Here is a 21,297-nt window from a genome sequence, read left to right on the forward strand (position 1 = left end):
CCCATGAATAATACACAAAGCTATACGATCGGTATCATTATGGATCCGATCAGTACCATTAATATCAAAAAAGACAGTACCTTTGCGATGATGCTGGAAGCGCAGCGCCGAGGGTGTCCCTTGTTTCACATTCTGCAAGGTGATCTGTTTATCGATGATGGCGTTGTCTATGCCAAGATGAATCCCGTCACGGTGCGTGATGATCCGCAGAATTGGTTTACGTTTGGTGAGGCGGTGGTTAAGCCCTTGCATGAATTACCTGTGGTGTTCATGCGCAAAGACCCACCCTTCGATATGGAATACATTTACAGCACTTATTTGCTTGAAATGGTGCAAAAACGTGGCACTTTAGTGGTGAATCGCCCAGATAGTATCCGCAGTGCCAACGAGAAATTATTTGCTACCTGGTTTCCTGAGTACTGCCCGCCGACCCGCGTGACCCGTGATATGGAGCGCATCCGTGAATTTTTGGAGATGCAGGAGCACATTGTCGTGAAACCCTTGGATGGTATGGGTGGCTCGATGATTTTCCAGATCAAGCAGGGCGACTCCAATCGCAATGTGATTCTGGAGGCGATTACCGCACACGGCACACGCACGGTGATGGCTCAGCGTTTCTTGCCCGAATACAAGCAAGGCGATAAGCGTATTTTGTTGATCGACGGCGAGCCATTTCCTCATGCTTTGGCGAGAATTCCGGCGGAAGGTGAGGGGCGTGCCAATTTGGCAGCGGGTGGTAAGGGCGTTGGCGTGGATTTGACTGAGCGCGAGTTCGCCATTTGCGCAGGCATTGCGCCGGTGTTGCGGGAGATGGGCTTGCTGTTTGTGGGGCTGGATGTGATCGGTGATTATGTAACAGAAATTAACGTGACCAGCCCAACTTGCATCCGTGAGCTGGATCAGATTTATTCTGCCAACATCGCCAGCCTGCTGTTTGATGCGGTTGAACGCAGGCTGGCGGCACAGGCGTGATGTTCAGGCGGCTTGTTGTAACATGCCGTACAGCTCATCTTTGAGATTCAGGCGGCGCAGCTTCAAACCTTCGACGAAATCATCTGCATGAACTTCAATGGCTTGCTCAATGCGATGTAGTTGCGAGTCAACTTCATGGTATTCGTCAAACAAGCGTGAGAAATGACGATCTTCCATTTTTAATTGATGAATTTGCTCTTTGTACTCAGGGAATTCAGTCGCCAAGTTGTGGGATTCTCCAAACATTCGTTACGCTCCTTTATTGATATTAATAATAGACTAACATAGTCGGTTGCTCGATAGCGTGAGTTAAGTCAAATTCTAGACTATGTTAGAATCTGTATTTCCGTACAACAGGAGAGTAGCGTGAAAGCCAGAGTTAAATGGTTGGACAATATGAGTTTTGTCGGCGAGTCCGGCAGTGGTCATTCGGTGGTGATGGATGGTGCGCCCGAATTCGGTGGGCGTAATCTTGGAATGCGACCCATGGAAATGTTGTTGTTGGGACTTGGTGGCTGCTCATCTTTTGATGTGGTGCTGATCCTGCAAAAGTCCAAACAGCAGGTGCTGGATTGCGAAGTGCTGATTGAAGCGGAACGTGCTGATAAAGACCCAAAAGTTTTTACCCGTATCCATTTGCATTTTGTGGTGAGTGGGCGGAACCTATCCCCTGAAAAAGTGGAACGTGCGGTCAAGTTGTCGGCTGAGAAATATTGTTCTGCTTCCATCATGCTGGGTAAAACGGCTGAAATCACCCACGACTTTGAGCTATGTGAGGCGGCGTGAAGTATTTATTTCACTTGCACCCAAGGGGATAGTTTTGCATAGTTCACCCCCATGCCAGTCGGTGGTCAACTGGCTGATTTTTTATGCTACGCCTGATAAAGAGGATGATCGGAATTGGTTGAGCGTCATCAAAAGCAGATTCGCCTGCACGGGTTTAATAACCTGACTAAAACCCTAAGTTTTAATATTTACGACATCTGCTACGCAAGGAGTCCGGCTCACCGTGAAGAATACCTTGCGTATATTGATGAAGAATACAATGCTGACAGGTTGACTAATATTCTTACGAATGTAGCGGACATTATCGGTGCCAACATCCTGAATGTAGCGCGGCAGGATTATGACCCCCAAGGGGCAAGCGTTACCATTCTTGTGTCTGAAGAGCCGGTTCTTTCCGAGGAAAAAATCTCCACCTCGACCTCCGCGCGACCAGGACCTTACCCGGAAGATGTGGTGGCGCACTTGGATAAAAGCCACCTGACCGTGCATACGTATCCAGAAAGTCACCCGGATAATGGTATCAGCACTTTCCGTGCAGACATTGATGTGTCTACCTGTGGGCGGATTTCACCGCTGAAAGCATTGAACTACTTAATACATAGTTTAGAGTCCGATATTGTCATTATGGACTACCGTGTGCGTGGTTTTACACGTGATGTAAAAGGTAAAAAACACTTTATCGATCATAAGATTAACTCTATCCAGAATTTCTTATCACCTGAAACCAAGCGCAATTACTCCATGCTGGATGTGAATGTTTATCAGGAAAATATCTTCCATACGAAAATGATGCTGAAAGAGTTTGACCTGGATAACTACTTGTTTGGTCTGGGAAAAAATGATTATTTTGAGAAGGATCTTAAGCAAATAGAAACCCAGCTGCGTAAGGAAATGAAGGAAATTTTCTACGGAAGAAATACGGGTAGTTTGTAATATTGATTACACTTAATGGTGATTATTTCAGTGTGATGACAATCTGATTTATTTTTTTTGAAGTCAGGTGGCGTTCAGTTTAATAGCCAATATGTTGTTTTATGACAACATATTGGCGAGATCAATACAATTGAAACATTCAATAGTAAAACCGATTAAATGTAGTTGAAAATGGTTGTCTCTTGTAGAGTAACTCTGGTAACGTTCTTATTCGTGATGTTTGGTAGTGTGCTAAAAGCATCATGTGATAAATAATAGATTGTTCTACAAGAGAACGCTGAAAAGGTTATACAAGAGATTATGAGTAGTGTTAGTGTGAAGCCGTTAGTCCTGTTGAGTCTGGGGGTAGCGGCATTGTTACTGGCTGGCTGTAATTCTGAAAATGTTAAGACTGCGGATGCAGAAAAAGCCCAAGTCTATACCGCCCAATTTGCCCATTCTAAAAATACGACGGCAAAGGTGACGAAACTACCTGTTAGCGCCCCCGCCCCTAGGGACGTGACCTTGTTGGATCGTGTGGTATGGAATGCTGAAAAGCAAAAAGGTAAAATGTATCGCTATGGTGGTGAAAGCCCCAAAACAGGTTTTGACTGTAGCGGTTTAACCCAATTTGCTTTCGGTGAAGGAGCAGGTGTTGCGCTTCCGCGTACAGCTGCTGATCAATATGCATCATCAGTAAAGGTTTCTAAAGCAGAGGCCAGCAAAGGTGATTTGGTGTTCTTCAGAACCAGTGGTAAGCGAATTAGTCACGTAGGTATCTACTTAGGTGATGATAAATTCGTTCATGCGCCTCGTACTGGCCGAGCTATCACCACGGATAAGCTGACAGGTTATTGGGCGCAAAAGCTAGCAGGCTTTGGTCGCGTGCCAGGTGCTTGTAAGCCTGCTTATTCTTAACCCGCCTCAATAAAAAAGCCGCTTATGCGGCTTTTTTTTGCTGATTTTTAAAGTGGCAAGCTATTCAGCCATGTCGCTATGACTGCGCTGAGTGAATCCCCTTTGTTCGTGAAGTCATGATCTGCTTCTGGCAATACCATTTGTTTGGAATGGGTATTTCCTGCTTTTTGTATCAATGTTTGACGTGCTGGTATGAGACTGCTGACTTGTGCCGTGTCTTTTTCCCCGTATATATCAAGCACGGGTACTTTTAACTTGTCCAATGGCAAGGCTTGAACCATCTCTTGCCCTGCATCTATAGCCCCCATTCCTAAGCCTACATAAGCAGCAATCTCGCTATCACCCTTGTTGCTTAACCAGTTCATCGCCATGTGTGAACCACAGTCGTGCGCTGCTAGGACGATTGGGCTGATACTCTTTTGTTTCAGAAGTGCAATGCCTGCATCAATGCGTTTGTCTGCATTAAAAAACAGGGGGACATAGTCATAATAAGTCGCTCCCTTTGCTAGTACTGGCATCTGTAGGGATAACGTTGTCCAGCCTTTGCTGCTTAGACCTGTACGCAGTGGGTGGGCTACTGTGCCATTCAAGCTTGAGCCACACCCAGGTAGGATAATCACTGCACCACGCGGATGCTCAGCGGGAGTGAGAATGCCCATGAAGTTTTGTTTGCCATCATTCAGCGTGATGACCTCACCATCTGTCAGTGTGGCACTGGCTTCGTTGGTGATGCTTTGTTCAAGGGCATAATCAGGAATCGCATTAGCATCCGGTGCAGGTTTGTTAGCGGCTGTAGGCACTACATCATTTTTTTTTTCTTCCGGGATGGAAGGTGATGTAGATGTTGGCTCTGTTACGGGTGTTGGTGTATTAACAGGTTCCGGGGTTGCTGGCTCAGTGGGTGAGGGGGGCATAACGACGTTAGCAGGAGCTGCTGTGGGCGCTGTCATCGGTTCTGGGGTTGCCGCTTCAGGCGTTGTAGTGGCTGCTGGTGAAGCTTCCTGAGTTGTTGTCGCTGGTACAGGTGCAGCATTATTGGTGTCGGATCTGGCACTTGCTGGTTCAGGATTTACTGCGGTATTTGGTGCAGTAGGTGTAGCAGTGTCAAAGGCTGAGGTTGCTGTTGCCGGTGCTGCTTCAGCAGTTGGGGCAGTTGTTGTTGCTGGCGCTGCTTCGACAGTTGGAGCAACGGTTGCTTCTGGTGTTGCTTCGACCGTTGGGGCAACGGTTGCTTCTGGTGTTGCTTCGACAGTTGGAGCAACGGTTGCTTCTGGTGTTGCTTCGACCGTTGGGGCAGTTGTTGTTGCTGGCGCTGCTTCGACAGTTGGAGCAACTGCTGCTTCTGGAGCTGCTTCGATAGTTGGAGCAACTGTTGCTTCTTGTGTTGCTTCAACAGTTGGAGTCGGGGTGGTCGCCACTGCTGGACTGGTAACTTCAACGGGCGAGCGCATTATCATCAATGTCAGCACGGCAACAGAAGCCAGTGTATAAACGGTTGCGGCAACTTTCATGTTCCTCTCCTAAAAATTCTATGTTTGTTAAAATCGAATGAAACGTTCAAAATATACGATTGGAAGTGGGCGATACTTTCACTTAGAGTACAATGCCACAAAGCTTTTAATCAACCATGCAACCGAGGAGTCCATCATGGAACTGAAGGGAAGTAAGACAGAACAGCATCTGAAAGATGCATTTGCAGGTGAATCCCAAGCCAACCGCCGTTACCTTTACTTCGCAGCCAAAGCAGACGTGGAAGGCTACAACGATGTTGCTTCTGTATTCCGCTCCACCGCAGAAGGTGAAACAGGCCATGCTCACGGCCATCTGGAATACCTCGAAGCCTCTGGTGACCCGGCAACCGGTCTGCCTATTGGCCCAACAGGTGATAACCTGAAATCCGCTATCGCGGGCGAAACTCACGAGTACACCGATATGTACCCTGGCATGGCGAAAGACGCTCGTGCAGAAGGTTTCGACGAAATTGCTGACTGGTTCGAGACACTGGCAAAAGCGGAGCGTTCACACGCTAACCGTTTCCAAAAAGCGCTGGATAATTTGGACGCATAATGTCTTTGTAGGGGCGGATATTTATTCGCCCCTATCCCCCCTCACGGAGAACAACAATCATGGCAACCCCAAAACGCGAAGGCAGCCTTGAAGCCCCCACCCGCCACGCTCTCGACTGGAAAAACCCCGAATTTTATAACGAAGATGCCGTCCTGCATGAAATGGAGCGCGTCTTCGACCTTTGCCACGGTTGCCGCCGTTGCGTCAGCCTGTGTAACTCCTTCCCCACGTTGTTTGATCTGGTCGATGAATCGTCGACGATGGAAGTGGATGGCGTAGACAAAAAAGATTACTGGAAGGTCGTGGATCATTGTTACCTCTGCGACCTGTGTTACATGACCAAGTGCCCGTACATTCCGCCACATGAGTGGAATATCGACTTCCCGCATTTGATGCTGCGTGCCAAAGCGGTCAAGTTCAAGAAGGGCGATACTAAATTCCGCGACAAAGTGCTGAGTTCCACCGATAGGGTGGGCAAGCTGGCTGGTATTCCGGTGGTGGTGGATGTGGTCAACAAGATGAACCAGAACCCGACGTTCCGCAAACAACTGGATAAAGTGCTGGGTGTGCACCCGGATGCCAAAATCCCGTCCTACCACAGCCACACGGGGCGCGACCGCGTGACCCGTAATAAGACGCTGGATGAATCCAAGGCGGTCGCTGCGGGGCGTACCACCGGCAAGGTGGCGATTTTTGCGACCTGCTACGGCAACTACAACGAACCGCATATCGTTGATGACTTGCGCAAGGTGTTTGAAATCAACGGTATTCCGGTCACTTTGCTGGACAAGGAGCAATGCTGCGGAATGCCCAAGCTGGAACTGGGCGATCTGGAGTCCGTTGCAGCCGCGAAGGATGTCAATGTCCCCGCGATGATGAAGCTCATCAACGACGGTTGGGATATTGTCGGCCCCGTGCCTTCCTGCGTGCTGATGTTCAAGCAGGAGTTGCCGCTGATGTTCCCGGATGATGCCGATGTGCAAACGGTGAAAGGGCGCATTTTCGACCCGTTTGAGTACCTGATGCTGCGCCACAAGGAAGGCAAGTTGAACACCAGCTTCAAAAAGCCTTTGGGTAAAGTCAGTTACCACACCGCTTGCCACCTGCGGGTGCAGAACATCGGTTACAAGACTCGCGAGCTATTGGAACTGATCCCCGATACCAAGCTGGAATTGCTGGAACGTTGTTCTGGGCATGACGGCACGTATGCGGTGAAAAGTGAATTCCATGATATTTCGATGAAAATTTGTCGCCCGATTTTCACCAAGGTCAATCAGGCTAAGCCGGATTATTACGGCAGCGATTGCCCGATGGCGGGGCATCAAATCGAGAATGGGTTGGAAGAGGGAATGCCTGAACCGACGCATCCTCTTACCATGTTACGGATTGCTTACGGATTGTGAGGAAACGGCAATGGATAAGTTGACACGCGCAGACTTGATGAGTCTGGAACAGTATTCAATGGAACGCAAAGCCTTCCGCGAGAAGGTGATGGCACACAAGGCTAACCGCAAGATACACATTGGCTCGAATGCGACGCTGTATTTTGAAGATCGCCTGACCATGCTGTATCAAGTGCAGGAAATGCTGCGGATCGAGAAGATTTTCGAGTCCGCTGGTATTAACGAAGAGCTGGAAGCCTATAACCCGCTGATCCCGGACGGTTCCAACTGGAAAGCGACTTTCATGGTCGAATTTTCTGATGTGGAAGAGCGCAAAGTGCAATTGGGGCGGCTGATCGGCATTGAGCGCAAAACCTGGGTGCAAGTAGCGGGTTTCGATAAGGTGTACCCGATTGCCAATGAGGATTTGACGCGGGAAACCGAAGAAAAAACCTCAGCGGTGCATTTTCTGCGTTTTGAGCTGACGCCCGTGATGGTGGCATCCGTGCGCGAAGGTGCGGCTATCGCGATGGGGATTGAGCACCCCAACTACACCCATACCGTTACCTTGAGCGAAGCTTCGCGCGCTTCGCTCGCGGCTGATTTGGGTTAGTGACTACGGTTAATGGCAAACCACGCCAGTGATTCCAATGCCTGCCGGTACGCGCTATCGGGTAGGCATTGCAGGCTGGCAATGGCGGCTTCGGTTTCACCTTTGGCGCGTTCCAGCGTGTAATCAATCGCCTTGGTATCAGTAATGGCCTGCATGATGGCGTCGATCTGATCCAGTCCACCTTGCTCAATAGCGCTGCGGAGTATGACCGCCGTCGCCGCATCGCTACGTTGTATGGCAATAATCAGTGGTAAGGTCGGTTTGCCCTCGGCTAAATCATCGCCGACGTTTTTACCCATTTCCTCGGCATCGGCGGTGTAATCCAACACGTCATCGACTAATTGGAACGCTGTACCCAAATGCATCCCGTATTTTGCCATCGCCTGTTCGTGTTCCGCACTCAAGCCAGTGAGTACCGCGCCTAACTGGCACGCGGCTTCAAACAGTTTCGCCGTTTTAGAATGAATGACTTCCATGTAACGGCTTTCGGATGTGTCAGGGTCGTGGCAGTTGAGTAACTGCAAGACTTCGCCTTCGGCAATGACGTTGGTGGTGGTGGAGAGGATTTCCATCACGCGCATACTGCCGACATCCACCATCATTTCAAACGAGCGTGAATACAGGAAGTCGCCAACCAGCACAGCGGCTTGGTTGCCCCAGACGTTGTTGGCGGTTTCCTTGCCACGGCGCATGTCAGATTCGTCCACCACGTCGTCATGCAATAAGGTAGCGGTGTGGATGAATTCCACAATCGCGGCAATATCAATGTGACGTTCGCCCTGATAGCCACAGGCACGGGCAACCAGCAAGGCCAGTAACGGGCGTAAACGCTTGCCACCACTACCAATAATGTAATGGCTGAGCTGGTTGATAAGCACGACATCAGAATGCAGGCGACGCTGAATTAGAGCATTGACTGCCTGCATGTCGGCATCGGCAAGTTGGCGTATTGAGTTAAAATCCATGATGATGCAGGCTGCGGTAAAGCACCGAATGCTAGGAATAGCCCCTTGCTATGTCAAGCGATACGCGCAACTCCTTGAAATATTTTATTTCGCGTTTGACCTGAGAGGGTTTCAGCAGTACAATCCTGCGGCTCTTTAACAGGACATTTTTTGGAGAATCGACAATCATGTATGCGGTCATCGTAACGGGCGGTAAACAGTACCGCGTCGCTCAAGGCGACAGCATCTTCGTTGAAAAACTGGATGCAGAAGAAGGCGCAAACATTGATTTCGATAATGTCCTGATGGTCGGGGAAGGTGACACCGTGCAAATCGGCGCACCTTACGTTGCAGGCGCGAAAGTAACTGCAAACGTTGTGGCCCAGACTCGCGGCGTCAAAGTGCGGATCATGAAATTCCGCCGCCGTAAGCACCATCAGAAATGTACTGGTCACCGCCAGTACCTGACACAAATCGAAATCACTGGTATTTCAGCAGCGTAAGGGGATACAGCAATGGCACATAAGAAAGCAGGCGGTAGTACCCGCAACGGTCGCGATTCAGAATCGAAACGACTTGGCGTTAAGCGCTTTGGTGGTCAATTCGTTCTGGCTGGTAACATTCTTGTTCGCCAGCGTGGTACACGTTTCCATGCTGGTGAAAATGTAGGTCTTGGTAAAGACCATACATTGTTCGCCAAGGCAGACGGCATCGTGGTTTTCAAGCAAAAAGGCGCTGAAAACCGTAAGTTTGTAAGCATCCAGCCTGTTGAAGGTTGCTCTGCTTAAAAACTTCCGTCTTCGGACGATTTGCAGAAAGCCCCGCCTGTCGGGGCTTTTCGCGTATATAGGCATGGTTGCCTAAGAGTAGAAACGACATGCATTTTGTTGATGAAGTAGTAATCCGCGTGAAAGCGGGTGATGGTGGTAACGGTTGCGTGAGCTTCCGCCGCGAAAAGTACATTGAATTCGGTGGCCCTAACGGTGGTGATGGCGGTGACGGTGGCGATGTGTATTTGGTTGCCGAGCGCAACTTGAATACCCTGATTGATTTCCGTCATCAGCGTTATTATGAAGGGCAGCGCGGCGAGAATGGTTCGGGTAACAACATGACCGGCAGGCGTGGCGATGATCAGGAGATTCGCGTACCCGTTGGCACCGTTGCTTATGATGCCGAAACGGGCGAGATGATCGGTGACCTGATTGAGCCTGAACAGCGTTTGATGGTGGCCAAAGGTGGCTGGCATGGCTTGGGTAACTTACGTTACAAAAGCTCGGTCAATCGTGCACCGCGCCAATCCAAGCCGGGCACGGTAGGCGAATTACGCGTATTGCGTCTGGAGCTGAAGTTGCTGGCGGATGTGGGCTTGCTGGGCTTGCCGAATGCGGGTAAATCTACCCTGATCAGTGCCGTGTCTTCGGCACGGCCTAAAGTGGCAGATTACCCGTTCACCACCTTGTACCCGAATCTGGGTGTAGTCAGTGTTGGCGTAACGCAAAGTTTCGTGATGGCGGATATCCCCGGTTTGATCGAAGGTGCCGCAGAAGGTGCGGGTTTGGGCATCCAATTCTTGCGTCATTTGGCACGTACCAGTTTGTTACTGCATGTGGTAGACGTAGCACCGATGGCAGAGGAAAATGAGCCTGTGCGTGCAGTGCGTACCATCGAGGGCGAATTGGAGCAGTACAGCGAAGAGCTTGCTAATTACCCGCGCTGGTTGGTGCTGAATAAGATTGACGTGTTGCCGCCGGAAGAACGTGCCTCTCACTGTCAGGCAATTATTGATGGACTTGGCTGGACTGGCCCAGTGTTCCGCATTTCTGCTGCTACGGGTGAAGGCACGCAAGATTTGTGTTTCCACATCATGCAGTATTTGGATGAACATGCAGAACAGCCGACCTGAATTCATGCCCAAGACCCAGCGTTGGGTCGTCAAAATTGGTAGTGCCTTACTGACCCGTGATGGGGAAGGGCTTGACCGTGTCGCACTGGCAGATTGGGCGGGGCAAATGGCTCGCCTACATCAGTCAGGGGTGGAAATTGTGTTGGTGTCTTCCGGCGCAGTTGCCGAAGGCATGAGCCGCATGGGCTGGAAGGTCAAACCCAAAGCCTTGTTTGAAAAGCAGGCGGCTGCCGCGATTGGGCAGATGAGCCTGATCCATGCCTATGAAATGGTGTTTCAGCAACACGGTTTCCATTCTGCGCAAGTGTTGCTGACCCACGATGACCTCGCCAATCGCCGCCGTTACCTTAATGCCCGTAGTACCTTGATGACCTTGATTGAACTCAAGGTGATTCCGGTGATCAATGAGAATGATACGGTGGCGTTTGATGAAATCCGTCTGGGTGACAATGACACGCTCGGCGCGATGGTGGCGAATCTGGTGGAAGCGGATGTGCTGGTGATTCTTACCGATCAGTCCGGTTTGTACGACAAAGACCCGCGTAAGTTTCCTGATGCCCAGATGATCTTTGAGGGGCGTGCTAATAACCCCGATTACGTGGCCTTTGCCGGTGGTGCAGGCACCTTGATCGGCAGTGGTGGGATGCGTACCAAGGTCTTGGCGGCGCAACGTGCGTCACGTTCTGGTTGTGCTACGGTGATTGCCTCTGGGCGTGAACCACGGGTGCTGGAGCGCCTACGTGAGGGTGAGTTGCTGGGTACGTTGTTGTTGCCGGATGCCGCCCCGATTGCCGCCCGCAAGCAGTGGATTGCCGGGCAATTAGCCGCCAAGGGCACGTTGTGGTTAGATGAAGGGGCTGTAGGGGCTATCCTGAATACCGGTAAGAGTTTATTGCCCGTAGGGGTTTCGCGGGTCGAGGGTATTTTCGACCGGGGCGAAGTGGTCAGTTGTGTGACCGCCGATGGTCGCCTGATTGCCAAGGGATTGGTGAATTATTCGAGTGAAGAAGCTAACCGTATCAAACGTCAGCCGAGCAAATCAATTGAGCAAGTACTAGGCTATGTGGATGCGCCTGAACTGATCCATCGCGATAATTTGGTATTATTGTAGGGTGAAGTTCGCTTTAGTCGGATTTTATTGTGGTGTGCGCAGGGCGTGGGATATGGTCTGCCACAGCGAACACAGAGGAACAGGATATGGATGGCGAGCGTTACAATATTGAAGTGTCGGTGGAATCCCAATTCATCGAAAAAGAGTCTGACCCGGAACACTCACGTTATGTGTTTGCGTATACCGTGACCATTGTGAATCAGGGCAGCATTCCTGCCAAGCTGTTGACCCGGCACTGGATTATTTCCGATGCAGATGGGCGTACTCAAGAAGTGCGTGGGGACGGCGTGATTGGTGAACAGCCTTATTTACAGCCTGGTGAAGGCTTTCGTTATACCAGTGGCACAATCTTGGACACCCCACTAGGCGTTATGCAGGGTACTTACCAAATGCTCGCAGATGACGGCGAGTACTTTGATGCGCCAATTTCCCCCTTTCGTCTGGTTGACCCGCGCGTTCTGCACTGAGTCCCACTACCATTTATACTAAATAAAAAGGTTCGCACACAAAAGTGCGCGAACCCCATTGCGACCTCACTTTCCTTGTGAAAACGCGCAAAAGCATTGTGTTTACTATATGCACTGAGTGTAGATCAGTGTGCTATAAAATCAACTAACCACTTATCCACTCCTGATAGACACCTTCTAAAATCACGGGGTATATTAATAATAGATCGTATTTATTGTGTCTATAAAAAAAGAAGTGGTAACGATGAAAACCCCAAGTAAATCAGTCCATGCAAGTGGTCTCGTGGCTTTATTTGTCCTATCTGGGGCAGCATTACACAGCCAGTCAGCGGAAGCAGCTGTTTATACCTACGTTGATCAAGAGGGTACTCGCTGGTTAACCAACACACCCAAAAAGGGTAATAAATACAAATTGGTTGCCAAATATGGCGCTCCTCAGAAAAGCGTCAAACCAGCCATTACCTCTAGCGTCCCTACTTCCTCTAACTATTCTGCAACACCGGCCAGTTCCAAAAGTTCTAGAGGTCATTGCGGTGGCCAAAGTCAGGCGCAACTGGATCGTAAGATGCTGATGCATTTGGACTCTATCCGTGCCCATGCGCGTACCTATGGTGTCGATGAAAATCTGGTAGTAGCGTTAATGAAGCAAGAATCTTGTTTTAATCCCAGTGCACGATCCCATGCTGGTGCAATGGGACTCATGCAGCTCATGCCTGGTACCGCAGATATGATGGGGGTCAATAATGCCTGGGATCCGCACGATAACATCAAAGGTGGAGTCAAGTACTTAGCGGAGCAATTGCGTGCATTCAATGGCAATGAATCCCTCGCATTGGCTGCTTACAACGCAGGGCCGGGTGCGGTGCGTAAGTACAATGGCATTCCTCCCTACCGTGAAACTCAAAACTATGTTGCCAAGATTATGGGCGACTATCGGCGTGGGCAAGCACAGCCTATTCAGCGGGCGGAGGCATCTGGTTTTCAGCGTACTGCGGGTGTGACAACGACCAAGGTGGCGAAAGGTCAGGGTTGGGCGCGTCCGGTGCAAGATTTCACGGTTTTCCGTGGCTTACCATGAGTTGATATAGCTGCGTAAATTCTTTTTACAAGGAGTGCCTTTCACACACTGGCAACAATTAAACGCTGCGTGTATGCTTTCCGTTTGATTTTGATCTGTGGAGATAAGCAATGTCGATGTCTGACCGCGATGGCCTGATTTGGCTGGACGGTGAAATGGTTCCTTGGCGTGAAGCCAAAGTCCACGTCCTGACTCATACCCTGCATTATGGCATGGGCGTTTTTGAAGGCGTGCGGGCGTATAAGACCGACCAAGGCACGGCGATTTTTCGCTTGCAGGAACACACTGACCGCCTATTTAATTCCGCAAAAATCATGCGGATGGCGATGCCATACAGCAAAGACGTGCTGATGGAAGCGCAAAAGGCCGCCGTGCGTGATAATGATCTGGACTCAGCGTATATCCGCCCGATGTGTTTCTACGGTTCGGAAGGCATGGGTTTGCGTGCTGATAATCTGGAAACCCATGCTATGGTTGCCGCGTGGACATGGAGCGCCTACCTCGGTGCTGAGAACATGGAAAAAGGCATCCGTATCAAGACCTCCACCTTTACCCGCCACCATGTCAACATCACCATGTGCAAGGCCAAGGCTAACGGCAACTACATGAACTCGATGCTGGCACTGCGCGAAGCACTCGACGATGGCTATGACGAAGCCCTGTTGCTGGACGTGGATGGTTATGTCGCAGAAGGCAGCGCGGAAAACTTTTTCTTGGTCAAAGATGGCATCATTTACACGCCTGACCTAACGTCAGCTCTGGATGGCATTACCCGTAAAACCATCTTGCGTTTGGCAACTGACCTTGGCATTGAAGTGCGTGAAAAGCGCATTACCCGTGACGAAGTGTACATTGCTGACGAAGCCTTTTTCAGTGGCACGGCTGCGGAAGTGACTCCAATTCGTGAACTGGATCGTCGCTCGATTGGTTCAGGGACACGTGGGCCGATTACCGAAAAGCTGCAATCGTTGTACTTCGATGTGGTATATGGTCGTGCGGAAAAATACCGCGACTGGCTGACTTACGTCTGAGCACTTGCCTGAGGAGGCCGCATGTCTACACCTAACGTCGCTGATTACAAACGTTTGAATGATACCCGCGAAGTGGTGGTGAAACGTCAGGATTTACCCCTGTCTTGCCCCACCGATGCAAGCGCGTTGTGGTGTTCACACCCGCGTGTGTCGTTGGCGATTGAGGGTGCTGAAGACAAGACAGCGCGATGCCCCTATTGCGGTACGCTTTACCGTTTGATCGACTGAACGCGATGGCGTTCACTCCACAACGTTGCCTGATCGTCGGCCCTTCGTGGGTCGGCGACATGGTGATGGCGCAAAGCCTGTTCATGGCCTTGCGTGAACGATTCCCCGCTTTGCAGATTGATGTGCTGGCTCCGGCGTGGAGCAAGCCGATTCTGGCGGCGATGCCGGAAGTCCATGCGGCTATTGAGATGCCGTTGCAGCACGGCGAACTGGCTTTAGGCAAGCGTTACCAATTGGGTAAAGCCTTGCGTGCCAATGCCTATGATTGGGCGATTGTGCTGCCGCGTTCCCTGAAGGCGGCGCTGGTGCCCTTTTGGGCGAATATTCCGGTGCGTACTGGCTACAAAGGCGAAATGCGCTACGGTTTGCTGAACGATATTCGTCCGATGGATAAGGCTGTGCTGACAATGACGGTGCAGCGCTTCGTGGCCTTGGGCTTGCCTGCGGACGCGGCCTTGCCTCCCGCCATTCAAGCCCCGCGATTAAGCGTCGAAAGCTCCTCACCCCCTCCCGCCAAACCGACCCTCGCGTTGTGCCCCGGTGCGGAATACGGTGGTGCAAAACGTTGGCCTGCTGCGTATTTTACCGAAGTTGCCAAGCATTACATCGCGGGTGGCGGACAAGTGCTGCTATTGGGGTCTGGAAAAGATGCACCCGTTACCGCGCAGATTGCGGCGGCTGTCAATGCCGCTGACTGTCAGGATATGGCAGGCAAAACCAGCTTGCAGGAAGTGCTGGTATTGCTGTCACAAGCCGCTCAGGTGGTCAGCAATGATTCCGGGCTGATGCACGTGGCTGCCGCCGTGGGTTCGCCGGTGATTGCCCTGTATGGCTCTTCTGACCCGACTTACACCCCGCCCTTGAGTGACAAGGCGCAAATCCTCTACCTTGGGCTGGAATGCAGCCCGTGTTTCAAACGCGAATGCCCGCTGGGTCATCTTGACTGTTTGCAAAAGATTACCCCCGCACAAGTCATTTCCTTGCTATAAAGCAAAAGAAGCGCTTTCGCAGCATGGTATGCTGCTTTGCACAAATGAATGCTTGGAGGAATGGTGTGATGGATATTGAACAGCTTGCGATCCGTGATTATTTGGCGAAATGCTCCCCGTTAATCGAGCTTCCAGCGGATGTGCTGGATGAGCTTACCCGTGCGGTGCAAATCCAGCGTGTCCCGCAAGGGACGGATATATTGAGCATCGGTGCAGAAAACCCCTTCGCTTTCCTGATTCGAGCCGGGGCGGTGGATGTGTTGCTGCAAAGCGGTGATTGGTACGGGCGTTTCGGCGAGGGTGACTGGGTAGGCTACCGTTCGGTAATGCGCGGTGGCAAGGTCAGCATGACGGTGCAGGCGATTGAAGATACCTTGCTGTATGCTGTGCCGGGTGAGCTGTTTTTGTCTGTGTTGGAACGCTTTGAAGGTGTGCGCCAGTATTTTTCCGAGCGCAAGCCAGAACGTTTGCGCCATGCGCTCCAGGAAATTCGGGGCAATGATGGTTTAGCACTGGTGGCGATGCACGTGCGTGACCTGATGAAGCTGCCGATGCTGGTGGGCAAAAGCGACAGCATCCAGCAAGTTGCCCGCCAGATGAATGAATTCGATACCCAAACCGTGATGGTGACGGGCGATGATGGCGGTTTATGCGGCATTGTGACGGATGTGGATTTCCGCAAGCGTGTGGTGGCAGAAGGTCGTAGTGTGAATGCACCGATTGCTGACATTATGACCCTCAACCCTTTGACGCTTTCACCGCGTGATCAGGCATCAGAAGCTTTGCTGCTAATGTCTCGCCGCAATATCCGCCACCTGCCGGTGGTGGAGAATGGTGATGTGGTCGGCGTGGTGTCGGCTAGTGATTTGTTGCGTACCCAAAGCAGCAGTGCGGTGTATCTGGTCGGCGATATTTTCGCTGCCAACGATGTGGCGCGGCTGATGGAACTCAGTAAAAACCTGCCCAAAATGCTGGTGAGTTTGGTGAAACAGAGCCTGCCCGCCAACGATATTGGGCAGTCCATCACCTCGGTGGGTCAGGCCATTACCCGACGTTTGCTGGTGATGGCCGAAGAAAAGTTTGGTGTACCACCCGTGCCTTATGCCTTCATCGTGGCGGGTTCGATGGCGCGGCGCGAACAGACTGCGCATTCCGATCAGGATAACGGCATGATTTTGTCGGATGCCTACAACGAAGCTGAACATGGCGATTACTTCCGTGCTGTTGCCAAATACGTCAGTGATGGGCTGGATGCTTGCGGTTACATTTACTGCCCCGGCAATGTCATGGCCACTAATGACCAGTGGCGGCAACCGTTGGCCGTATGGCGTGGCTACTTCGCCAACTGGATTGAAAGCCCGCAACCCCAAGCGTTGATGTACGCCAGTATTTTCTTTGACCTGCGCTGCCTGCACGGCGACAAGCGTCTGCTGGATGAGTTGCAGGCTGAAATTCTGATGAAAACCAAAGTACAGACCCGATTCCAGGCTTTCATGGCGGGCAATGCTCTCAGTCATAAACCGCCGGTGGGTTTCTTCCGGGGCTTTGTGCTGGATAAGGATAGCAAGGACGCCGATGCCGAAAAGGGCATGGACATGAAAAAACGCGGTGTTGTGCCGGTGATCGACATGGCGCGGCTGTACGCCTTGGCGAGTGGACTTGCGCCGATTAATACCTGGGAACGTCTGGATGCGATTGCTGACGCGGGCGGTATGAGTGCCAGCACGGTGGATGATTTGCGGGATGCCTTTGAATTCATCAGTATGGTACGTTTACAGCATCAGGCCAAGCAGATTGAAAATGGCCTGAAACCTAATAACCATATGCCGCCGGAAGAGCTTTCCGCGCTGGAACGCCGCCACTTGAAGGATGCATTTGAAGTGATTTCCACCATGCAGGATAGTATGGCAAGCCGTTATCAGGCTGACCGTTTCCGTTAGAGGTCTAACTCAAGGAGCTGCATGTATACCCATCATGCACAGGTGTTAAGCAACGATATTGACGCCGCCCCCGATGTGGCGGCTTTGGTCGGTTTTAGCCAGCGTTTGCCAGCGGTATTAGTGCAGATGGTTCAGGACGGTGTTGCCTCTGGCGATGCCGTGTATACCCTCAGTCAGTGTGGGCAGGCCATTACCCAGCGTCTGCTGGTATTGGCGGAGGCACGTTTTGGCAGCCCACCGATTCCCTATGCGTTTATTGTGGCCGGTTCGATGGGGCGTAACGAGCAAAGCGCCCATTCGGATCAGGATAACGCCATGATTCTGGCGGATACCTTCCAGCCAGAACGACACGATGCATATTTCTTGCAAGTCGCGCAATTTGTCAGTGATGGTCTGGCAGCCTGTGGGTATGTGTATTGCCCCGGCAATATCATGGCGACCAACCCGCAATGGCGACAACCGCTGCATGTATGGCAAGCGCAATTCCGTCATTGGATCGAAACGCCGGAACCCTCGGCCTTGCTGAATGCCACCATCTTTTTTGACTTGCGCGGTATTTATGGGGAAGCCAGTTTGTGGCATGACTTGCGGGATGACTTGTTGGCACGCACCCACAGTCATGCATTGTTTCAGATTTTGCTGGCAGAGAACGCCCGGTCATTCCACCCACCCCTGCGTTTTTGGGGAGGCTTTTCATCGCAGCGCAACACGAATGGCGAAAAGGTCATAGACTTGAAGAAAGGCGGTGTTGTGCCGGTAATCGACATGGCACGGGTGTATGCGCTGGCGCAGGGTTTGCCGGAGGTGAATACCGCCGCACGGCTGCTGGCATTGGCAAGCCACGGGGTGATGAATGCAGGGGATGCCCACGATCTGATTGAGGCGTTGGCCTGCATCGGCGGTTTGCGCTTGCAGCATCAGGTACGGCAAATTCAGCAGGGTATCGCGCCGGATAATTTGCTGCTATTGGCTGATTTGTCGAAGGAGGAGCGCCATCATCTGAAAGCGATGTTTAAGGTGGTGGCAGGTTTGCAGGAGGCGATGTTCCGCCATTATTGCGTGAACTGAGTGGCTGTTAGGAGGAGTGCTTATGTTGAAAGGAATGACTTCCCAGCGTTTGCTGGCGCTGTTCGCGGCGGGCGTTGTGCTGTTTAATTTTCCGCTGCTGATGTTGTGGGATCATGAAGTGCAAGTCTGGGGTATCCCGCTGTTTCCGCTCGGCTTGTTTGTGGTGTGGGCAGCCCTGATCGCGGCGTTGGCGTGGGTGATGGAAACGAGGGAGGGCTAGCCGATGGTAGCACCTGCGCTGGTGGTTGGCGTGACCTTGGCTTATTTACTGATCCTGTTTGCGGTGGCTTATTTTGGTGATAAGCGGGCGGAAGCGGGGCGTTCGGTGATTGCCAGCCCGTGGGTGTATGCGCTGTCGATGGCGGTGTATTGCACGGCGTGGACATATTTCGGTAGCGTCGGGCGGGCGGCGAATGCCGGGGTGTGGTTTCTGCCGATTTATCTGGGGCCGATGTTGGCGATGATTCTGGCGTGGCTGGTGGTGCGCAAGATGATCCGCATTGCCAAAACTTACCGGATTACCTCCATTGCAGACTTTGTGGCGAGCCGTTACGGGAAAAGCCCGTTGCTGGCGGGGCTGGTGACGCTGATTACCGTGGTGGGGATCGTGCCGTACATGGCGCTGCAATTGAAGGCAATTGCCAGCGGCTATGCCGTGCTGACCTTGCCTTTGGGGCAGTCGATGGCAACGCCTGCGGACTGGTGGGCGGATGGGGTGTTGTACATGGCCTTGGCGCTGGCGGGTTTTACGATTGTGTTTGGCACGCGCCATCTGGATAGCAGCGAACGTCATGAGGGCATGGTGGCGGCAATTGCCTTCGAGTCGGTGGTGAAATTGCTGGCGTTTTTGCTGGTGGGGGCGTTTGTTACCTACGGCATGTTTGGCGGCATGGGCGATATTTTCAGCCAAGCCTTGGCGCAAGATAATCTGAAACATTTGTTGGCGTTTGATCAGGGGCAGCCGTTTGCCTATTCGCAGTGGTTTACGTTGACGCTGCTGGCGATGTTGTCGGTGGTGTTTTTACCGCGCCAGTTTCAGGTGATGGTGGTGGAAAATGTGGATGAGCGCCATCTGCGGCGGGCGGTGTGGGTATTTCCGCTGTATTTGTTGCTGATCAATATTTTTGTGCTGCCGATTGCCTTGGGGGGCTTGCTGTATTTCGGGGTAGATACGGTTGACCCGGAAACCTTTGTGTTGTCGTTGCCCTTGGCGCAGGGGTATAACTGGCTGGCGCTGGTGGCGTTTGTGGGCGGCGTTTCCGCTGCCACCGGCATGGTGGTGGTGGAGGCGATTGCGGTGTCGACGATGGTGTGCAATGACTTGGTGATGCCTTTGCTGTTACGTACCCGACGGTTTGGGGAACGTTCCGGGGGGGATTTGACCGGCTTGTTGCTGGGGATTCGCCGTACCGCGATTGTGCTGATTTTATTGCTGGGCTATGTGTATTTTCATTTGGCGGGCAATACTTACGCGCTGGTCAGCATTGGTTTGATCAGTTTTGCGGCGGTGGCGCAGTTTGCTCCGGCGGTATTGGGCGGCATGTATTGGAAAGGCGGTACGCGCAACGGGGCGCTGGCGGGTTTGCTGGCGGGCTTTGTGTTGTGGACGTATACGCTGATGTTGCCGTCGTTGGCGAAGTCGGGTTGGGTGTCGGCGAATTTCTTAGAATATGGCCCGTTGGGGATTGCTTGGTTGAAACCGGAAGCGTTCCTAGGGCTGGAGGGGATGGATAACCTGAGCCATGCTCTGTTCTGGAGTTTGTTTGCCAATATAAGCGCGTATGTGTGGGTATCGTTGTGGCAACGCCCGGCCGCGCGGGAAGCTAGCCAAGCCTTGCTGTTTGTGGATGTGTTCCAGCGTACCTCTGTGGCGCACCCGGTGTTCTGGCAGGGGCAGGCGAAAGTCACCGATTTGTTGCACCTGACCGGGCGTTTTCTAGGGGAGGCGAAGACGGAACGCTTGTTTGCCGATTATGCCCAGCAAGTCGGTGTATATGATATAGGGCAAATACCCGCTGATGCGAAACTGGTACACTTTGTCGAGACGCAATTAACGGGTGCGATTGGCAGCGCGTCGGCGCGGGTCATGGTGGCTTCCGTGGTGGAAGAGGAGGCGCTGGAGCTGGATGATGTGATGCGTATTCTGGAAGAGGCTTCGGAGTTGCGGGTTGCGCTCGAAAAGCTTAAAAGTCTGGATCATTTGAAAGATGATTTCATGTCATCCGTGACCCATGAATTGCGTACCCCGCTGACCTCGATCCGCGCCCTGACCGAGATGATGCAGGATGACCCCGAGATGGAGCTGGAGCAACGCCAGCAATTTCTGGGAATTGTGGTGGCAGAAACCGAGCGCCTCAGCCGTCTGGTTAATCAAGTGCTGGACATGGCCAAGATCGAAGCCGGTCATGCCGAATGGCACAACAGCGACGTGGACATGCGCGAGATAGTGCAACAGGCAGTCAACAGCGTGGCGGGAACCTGCCGCGAACGTGGCATTGCCTTGCAGACCGAGCTGCCGCCACAGCTTGCGCCCTTACGTGCCGATGCGGATCGGCTGGTGCAAGTGGTACTGAACTTGCTGTCGAATGCCATCAAGTTTGTGCCCGAAGGCAGCGGCAAAATTGATGTGCGGGTGCGGGATAGTGCCGCCGGTGTTACTGTCGAGGTGCAGGATAATGGCATAGGCATTGCCCCGGACAAGCACGCGCAGGTGTTTGAAAAATTCCGGCAAGTGGAAAATGCTGCCGGTTCCCAACAGGGAACGGGGTTGGGTTTGCCCATTAGCCGCCAGATTGTTGAGCATTTTGGCGGGCGTATGTGGCTGGCGTCGCAAGCAGGAAGAGGAGCCTGCTTCAGCTTTTTCTTGCCGAGGTAATTATATGGAGAGA

At 52.1% G+C, this 21,297-nt stretch carries 23 protein-coding genes; 20 read left to right on the forward strand and 3 right to left on the reverse strand.

Annotation, left to right across the window (positions count from 1 at the left end; all coding sequences use genetic code 11):
• Nucleotides 1-3: 3 nt before the first annotated feature.
• Nucleotides 4-972, forward strand: a complete 969-nt coding sequence (gene gshB, locus Q394_RS0110835; protein ID WP_028489315.1) for a glutathione synthase — start codon at nt 4-6, stop codon at nt 970-972.
• A gap of 3 nt (nt 973-975) precedes the next feature.
• Here gshB and Q394_RS0110840 read toward each other — a convergent pair whose 3' ends face one another.
• On the reverse strand, nt 976-1,218 hold the full coding sequence (locus tag Q394_RS0110840; RefSeq protein ID WP_028489316.1) for an HP1242/YdcH family protein: 243 nt from the start codon (nt 1,216-1,218) through the stop codon (nt 976-978).
• A 120-nt stretch (nt 1,219-1,338) separates the two neighbouring features.
• On the opposite strand from Q394_RS0110840, the gene Q394_RS0110845 reads away from it, so the two are divergent.
• The 3 genes from Q394_RS0110845 (at nt 1,339) to Q394_RS21475 (ending at nt 3,588) form a co-directional block, all read left to right on the forward strand.
• Entirely contained in the window at nt 1,339-1,758 is a 420-nt protein-coding gene (locus tag Q394_RS0110845) for an OsmC family protein (RefSeq protein ID WP_028489317.1), read from the forward strand.
• A 114-nt stretch (nt 1,759-1,872) separates the two neighbouring features.
• Entirely contained in the window at nt 1,873-2,691 is an 819-nt protein-coding gene (gene speD / locus Q394_RS0110850) for an adenosylmethionine decarboxylase (protein WP_028489318.1), read from the forward strand.
• Nucleotides 2,692-3,006: 315 nt separating this feature from the next.
• A complete protein-coding gene (locus tag Q394_RS21475; protein ID WP_245606780.1) occupies nt 3,007-3,588 on the forward strand; it encodes a C40 family peptidase in 582 nt (193 codons plus the stop codon).
• A 47-nt stretch (nt 3,589-3,635) separates the two neighbouring features.
• Here Q394_RS21475 and Q394_RS0110860 read toward each other — a convergent pair whose 3' ends face one another.
• Nucleotides 3,636-5,099: a DUF3530 family protein gene (locus Q394_RS0110860; protein WP_028489319.1), complete on the reverse strand. Its 1,464-nt coding sequence runs from the start codon at nt 5,097-5,099 to the stop codon at nt 3,636-3,638.
• 136 nt (nt 5,100-5,235) lie between these two features.
• On the opposite strand from Q394_RS0110860, the gene Q394_RS0110865 reads away from it, so the two are divergent.
• From Q394_RS0110865 to Q394_RS0110875, 3 genes are read left to right on the forward strand one after another with little or no spacing between them, the layout of a single operon-like run.
• Nucleotides 5,236-5,655: a rubrerythrin family protein gene (locus Q394_RS0110865; protein WP_028489320.1), complete on the forward strand. Its 420-nt coding sequence runs from the start codon at nt 5,236-5,238 to the stop codon at nt 5,653-5,655.
• 59 nt (nt 5,656-5,714) lie between these two features.
• Nucleotides 5,715-7,058, forward strand: a complete 1,344-nt coding sequence (locus Q394_RS0110870; RefSeq protein ID WP_028489321.1) for a heterodisulfide reductase-related iron-sulfur binding cluster — start codon at nt 5,715-5,717, stop codon at nt 7,056-7,058.
• 10 nt (nt 7,059-7,068) lie between these two features.
• On the forward strand, nt 7,069-7,650 hold the full coding sequence (locus Q394_RS0110875) for a DUF3501 family protein (RefSeq protein WP_028489322.1): 582 nt from the start codon (nt 7,069-7,071) through the stop codon (nt 7,648-7,650).
• Here the strand turns inward: Q394_RS0110875 and ispB are convergent.
• Complete coding sequence (ispB, locus tag Q394_RS0110880; RefSeq protein WP_028489323.1) at nt 7,647-8,615, reverse strand: octaprenyl diphosphate synthase; 969 nt, start codon at nt 8,613-8,615, stop codon at nt 7,647-7,649. The two genes, Q394_RS0110875 and ispB, sit on opposite strands and share 4 nt — an antisense overlap.
• A gap of 167 nt (nt 8,616-8,782) precedes the next feature.
• On the opposite strand from ispB, the gene rplU reads away from it, so the two are divergent.
• The 13 genes from rplU (at nt 8,783) to Q394_RS0110950 (ending at nt 21,284) form a co-directional block, all read left to right on the forward strand.
• Entirely contained in the window at nt 8,783-9,097 is a 315-nt protein-coding gene (gene rplU, locus Q394_RS0110890) for a 50S ribosomal protein L21 (RefSeq protein WP_028489324.1), read from the forward strand.
• Between the two features lie 12 nt (nt 9,098-9,109).
• The gene (gene rpmA, locus Q394_RS0110895; protein ID WP_028489325.1) at nt 9,110-9,382 is read left to right on the forward strand and encodes a 50S ribosomal protein L27; all 273 of its coding nucleotides are present in this window, start codon (nt 9,110-9,112) and stop codon (nt 9,380-9,382) included.
• Nucleotides 9,383-9,471: 89 nt separating this feature from the next.
• Nucleotides 9,472-10,497, forward strand: coding sequence for an Obg family GTPase CgtA (gene cgtA / locus Q394_RS0110900; protein WP_028489326.1), 1,026 nt, complete (start codon nt 9,472-9,474; stop codon nt 10,495-10,497).
• The gene (gene proB, locus Q394_RS0110905) at nt 10,478-11,608 is read left to right on the forward strand and encodes a glutamate 5-kinase (protein WP_051543290.1); all 1,131 of its coding nucleotides are present in this window, start codon (nt 10,478-10,480) and stop codon (nt 11,606-11,608) included. The genes cgtA and proB overlap by 20 nt, the downstream gene beginning before the upstream one ends.
• Nucleotides 11,609-11,694: 86 nt before the next feature.
• On the forward strand, nt 11,695-12,075 hold the full coding sequence (gene apaG / locus Q394_RS0110910; protein WP_028489328.1) for a Co2+/Mg2+ efflux protein ApaG: 381 nt from the start codon (nt 11,695-11,697) through the stop codon (nt 12,073-12,075).
• Between the two features lie 244 nt (nt 12,076-12,319).
• Nucleotides 12,320-13,153 carry a lytic transglycosylase domain-containing protein gene (locus tag Q394_RS23000; RefSeq protein ID WP_051543277.1) on the forward strand — a complete coding sequence of 278 codons (834 nt, stop codon included), beginning with the start codon at nt 12,320-12,322 and terminating at the stop codon, nt 13,151-13,153.
• 110 nt (nt 13,154-13,263) lie between these two features.
• The gene (locus Q394_RS0110920) at nt 13,264-14,184 is read left to right on the forward strand and encodes a branched-chain amino acid transaminase (RefSeq protein ID WP_028489329.1); all 921 of its coding nucleotides are present in this window, start codon (nt 13,264-13,266) and stop codon (nt 14,182-14,184) included.
• Nucleotides 14,185-14,205: 21 nt separating this feature from the next.
• Entirely contained in the window at nt 14,206-14,412 is a 207-nt protein-coding gene (locus Q394_RS19895) for a zinc-finger domain-containing protein (RefSeq protein ID WP_038141195.1), read from the forward strand.
• Complete coding sequence (gene waaF / locus Q394_RS0110930) at nt 14,373-15,401, forward strand: lipopolysaccharide heptosyltransferase II (protein WP_342665152.1); 1,029 nt, start codon at nt 14,373-14,375, stop codon at nt 15,399-15,401. Before Q394_RS19895 ends, waaF begins: the two co-directional genes overlap by 40 nt.
• A 68-nt stretch (nt 15,402-15,469) precedes the next feature.
• Nucleotides 15,470-17,341, forward strand: a complete 1,872-nt coding sequence (locus Q394_RS0110935; protein ID WP_028489331.1) for a DUF294 nucleotidyltransferase-like domain-containing protein — start codon at nt 15,470-15,472, stop codon at nt 17,339-17,341.
• A gap of 21 nt (nt 17,342-17,362) precedes the next feature.
• Complete coding sequence (locus tag Q394_RS19900) at nt 17,363-18,409, forward strand: DUF294 nucleotidyltransferase-like domain-containing protein (RefSeq protein WP_051543279.1); 1,047 nt, start codon at nt 17,363-17,365, stop codon at nt 18,407-18,409.
• A 22-nt stretch (nt 18,410-18,431) separates the two neighbouring features.
• Complete coding sequence (locus Q394_RS0110945; RefSeq protein WP_028489332.1) at nt 18,432-18,629, forward strand: hypothetical protein; 198 nt, start codon at nt 18,432-18,434, stop codon at nt 18,627-18,629.
• Nucleotides 18,630-18,632: 3 nt separating this feature from the next.
• A complete protein-coding gene (locus tag Q394_RS0110950) occupies nt 18,633-21,284 on the forward strand; it encodes a sensor histidine kinase (protein WP_028489333.1) in 2,652 nt (883 codons plus the stop codon).
• The last annotated feature ends 13 nt before the right edge of the window (nt 21,285-21,297 follow it).

Origin of the sequence: Thiothrix lacustris DSM 21227, assembly GCF_000621325.1 — a bacterium.
GTDB lineage: Bacteria > Pseudomonadota > Gammaproteobacteria > Thiotrichales > Thiotrichaceae > Thiothrix > Thiothrix lacustris.